2 protein-coding genes are annotated in these 4,582 nt (G+C 39.3%); both read left to right on the top strand.

The genetic code is table 11. From position 1 onward, the window contains the following. The first annotated feature begins 457 nt into the window (after positions 1–457). Positions 458–1,090 (top strand): hypothetical protein, encoded by a 633-nt coding sequence (locus HCK02_RS13185; RefSeq protein WP_167630563.1) that lies wholly within the window; start codon positions 458–460, stop codon positions 1,088–1,090. A gap of 319 nt (positions 1,091–1,409) precedes the next feature. Further along, positions 1,410–4,582: adhesive domain-containing protein (locus HCK02_RS13180; RefSeq protein WP_167630562.1), on the top strand; the 3,173-nt coding region annotated here is incomplete at its 3' end.

The following is a 4,582-nucleotide window of genomic DNA, read 5'->3' as shown; positions in this document are numbered from 1 at the left end:
AAAGTATACATAAAAAAAGGTATTTTTCATTTGATAAAACTAGTTTATCGTCTGGAATTTAAAATAAGCTAGGAATACAATTATGATGAAAAATAATTAAAAAGAATCTGTTTTTTTTATGTAGAAAATGAGAATTTTTTAAAGAGCTCTAAAAACCCCCAACTTCTTCTTAAAGTTGGGAGCTAAGGGAAATAAATACTATTCAGTATACTCATGGCCGTCGAGAGGAGTGAGACCAGCGAGTAGGGATACATACTGAAGTACTCCTTTTACTTTACCCTAACAAGTTTTGACCTATTTGTCTATGACAATTTTGTGAACATTTCCATCTTTCGGACAGCATAAGCGTTATTTTTGTTGAAAAGTTCTAGAAAGATGTTGGAATGAGCCGATCCCCTTTGCTCGACATGCTACACTAAATATGGATCAAAAAAGGGGGAGGAAAGGTCGGATAGCAATGAATTTATTTGAAATACAGCAATGGATTGAACAGGATCAGCTTCTCTCTTTTCATCTTAAGAGGAAAGCTAAGGGAACAAGGAAGTGTTTAGAGAAAGGAAGAAAAATCCAAATAAGTCCAGAAAAGCTTGTGTTAGTTGAAACGGGCGTTTTAGCTTCCTGTTATCAAAAACGTGACCTGATTTATGCACTTACGCTTCCTCACGATTATTTACGAATGAGTCAGTCGGGGACTTATATCGAAGCCTTACAGACAACCTATTATTTAGAGTATGATTTAAATGATGTCGAAGAGACTTTGAAACAGGATTCGCTGTTTACACACCTCCTTCTCTCGTTACTCTATAAAGAAGAACAAATTAGAGACCATCACTTGTTTTATGCGACACATAGTGTGGAAGAAAAGATTCAGTATACCTTCTCGCTTTTTTTACAGAAAGAAGTTCGTCTTGTTGAACCATTAGAAACAGGAGATATGGTGTTTCCCCGGTGGTTTAATCTTACGCTATTGGCACGACTGATAAATGCAAGCTCTGTCTCTGTTTCTAAAATGCTTCCTTCCGTGGCACAACAAATGAATATTACAACGAACACAAAAACTTGGCGATGGAAAAGGATACAAGACAAGTAAAAAAGACTTATTATCTTCAAATTAAGGCAAATGAAAGTTTTAAAAGTGAATAGAGACAAGCCAAAAGTTTCTTGAAACTGTAGTTCACAAAAATGTCACAAATAAAGATTTTATCTTAATAGGTTTGTTTTTTTTTCTCTTTTTTTGAAGAGAACCTCCTGCCATACTAAAGTAGAGGATAAGTTATGTAACTTTAGATCCTCTCAGTTAAGTAATCAAATATTGCAACAAAGACCTATCTAAACGTATTTATAGCGAGTAGGGGTTATGGGTAAAGCCGTGAAAAACCTAAAAACAGGAGAAAGGAGATCACCAAAAAATGAAAAAGGTGAGTCGAGGCAAACAATTTCTAGCGACACTGGCTACACTGTTATTAGTGAGTCAAAGTCTGTTGAGCCCTATTGTGGCACAGGCAGAGACAACTCAGACGGACGATAATCCCAATCAAAACATCCAACTTGCGTCAGATCAAGATGAAGTGCAAGTAGGGCAAACCTTTGATGTTAAGGTAACGCAAAGCAAAGGCGAAGAGCTAAGCATGCAACTACCTGAAGGTGTGGACTATCAAGGGGTCCAGGGGAAAACGGAACAAACCATTCAAAAAGTGGAAAATGAAGGACAAAAGTTAACCATCCACTGGAACAAAAATGTGACAGAAAAGGAGGGAACCCTGACATTAAAAGCGGCAAAAGCCGGGAAATATGAGTTTACTGCTAAAGGAACAAGTGATGCGGGAGAGGTAACATCCAATCAGTTATCTGTACAAGGATTTGTTAAGCCGCAAGTTCGAGCTGGAACAATTAACGCAGATATTGATATTTCTCCTGCCAATGATAGTGTATCTTCAGGGCAAGATGCGGTCTATGAACTAAACTTCAAAGCAACGGGAAGTCAGACCACCTATCAAAATGCAAAAATTGTCGTTAACTTGCCTGAAAATGTTGCATTCACGCAAGATGTGAATGAATTAAAAATCGCAGGGACTGCGCCAACGTATGATGCAAGTGCCCATACCTTGACGTATCAGTTTGCGACATTAGCTGCAGGACAAGCCAATAAAGTATTTGTCAAAGTGAATACGGTAAACGGAACAACAGCGAGTGGAACAGCATTGACGAGTAAGGCCACGTTTACAGCGGATAACTTTACAGGAGATGCGACAGATGAGGCAACGGTGACGGTGAATGCATCTTCAAGCCTATCTACGAGTAAAACGTATAGTCAAACAGTAGACAGTGATGGCAAAGAAAAAACAACACCGCCAACGGCTGGAGATACGGGAACTTGGACGATCAAAGTGAATGCTGATCAAAAAGAGACAGGGCTACTCTACTTTAAAGACGGTAGCCAAATCAAAGTGGTTGATACGATTCCCAATGGTTTGACTTATGTTAGCGATAATGCCGGAGGGGTCTATGATGCAACTGCCAAAACGGTCACTTGGACTTTTGATGCGCCATCTTTAGCTGAACAAAAAGCAGCGACAGATCATTTATTTACCAAAACGATTGAAGTCCAAACAAAATTTAATGCGAATATTGAAAATCTAGCAACATTTCAAAACAAAGTAACCAGTACAGCTGTGGATATCAATGACCAATCCATTTCTTCAAGTGGTAGTGCTTCCGTGAGTGCTGGTATCAGTGATCCGAATAAAGTTCCTGAGGGTAATGTACTGGCGCCTCCTAATCATGGAGGACCAATCAATGGACTTGGAGATGCGGGTGCTACATTTAACCATAATAATCCAGATCCGCAAGTCTATGATGATGCGCTATTAAGTTTTACCATTACAATTGGATCGAGTACTACCAATAGCTATTCGAAGGATTTTAAAAAATATAATATTTTGTATGATGTAGATTCTCACTTGGAATTAGATGCATTGAATTTTTCTGGCTGGGCTAATTTTAAACCAGATTGGAGTATCCCAGAAAATGGGACTATTGCATTGAAACCACGTGCTAATATCTATCTAACTGTGGATGGTACAGAAAGAAAGGTATTAAGTGATGTAGAATATTTAGGGATGAAACTCACACGTGAAGATTTGGGTCTCACAAAAAGTGAGCATGTAAGCAAGATTCGCTTTGAACATACTTATGCACCAGCAGGGCTGTATTCACCTTTTGCTTATCCAAGATTTTCGATTGAAAAAGGCTATACGGGTAAAGTCACGAACTACGTACATTATGACGTAACGGGTTACAACAAAGCAGGAGATGAAGTTTCCTGGACTAATGATACAGAAGTAAACGATGTCAATACGTATACAGGCTATAGAACGGCAACAGTTGTTCCAAAACCCCCAGAAGCCAATCCAACCTTATCGAATTCGATTCGCTTTGATACTCAAGATAATGGCGTTGTAAAAAGTGGCAGCAATCGTGTGACAGGCTATTTGACGAATGATGCCACATCAACTGTATCTGCAACAGCACCATTAGAAGAGGCTGTACTACTACCAAAAGGTGTGACAGTTGATACGGGTAACACGGAGTATCAATTAAGTGATGGATCCCTTTGGGATGAGAAAACACCAAGTGGTTTAGACAAAAAATATGGGTCCATTGAAATTGTTTCAGATAACTATAATGGAACAGGACAACAACTCATTCGTGTTAAATGGAGTGTGGACACTTTGCCTTCGGGCAAACAACTTGGCTATGCCTTCAATGTTAACATTGCGGAAAATGCGCCAACTAAACTTGTCCCAGAAGCCTATGCATATGTAGGAAATACTGAATTTAATGTGCCATCTCAGACAGGAAACAGTGTGACGAACTCGACAAAAGAAGCGGATACTAGTGACCTGAATGGAGATGGGAATACTTCACAACAAATGATTAAAACAGGCAATAAATATAGTCTGTTACGTGAGGATAAAATATCGACTTCAAAACTTGTTAAAGGAGACCTAGACAGTGCCTTCTCTAAATTTGGTCATGCTTCACCAGGTGGGACGATTGATTATCAATTAAAACTCACCAATGATGGAGATACGGATATTTCTAGTATGGTACTGATGGATGTTCTTCCGTCCATAGGAGATTTAGGCATTACAGACAACTCGAATCGTGGTAGTCAATTTGCTCCAATACTAACAGGGCCTATCGAAGTTCCTGCCGTATGGGCTGGGAAAGTGGCGATTACTTACAGCACAGCGACAAATCCAAGTCGTGCAGATTTAACACAAAATGTCCTTTATCCATCTACTACAACGCCGATTACTGACCCAAGTGATGCGCAGGCTCCCAATTGGATGGATGCCTCAGCAGTGATGGATTGGAGTCAGATCCATAGTTTTAAAGTTACGTTGTTAGATAATAATACATGGGTATCTGGAGAAGATATTACATTAGATTTTGCCATGAAAGCACCTACAGATCTAAGCAAAGATTTGACAGATGCATCTGTAGATGAAACAACTCGTGCAGCATGGAACTCCTTTGCTTTTGCGTCGAATAATATGCAGGTCGTTGAGCCTGAGCG

Origin of the sequence: Listeria valentina (assembly GCF_011800755.1) — a bacterium.
GTDB lineage: Bacteria > Bacillota > Bacilli > Lactobacillales > Listeriaceae > Listeria > Listeria valentina.
The sequence above is the reverse complement of the archived record's forward strand: the minus strand, read 5'-3'. Positions and strand labels throughout refer to the sequence as shown.

What these genes read in the sequence shown, in the direction of transcription:
- HCK02_RS13185 (WP_167630563.1), top strand. Translation starts at nt 458, where the DNA reads ATGAATTTATTTGAAATACAGCAATGGATTGAACAGGATCAGCTTCTC.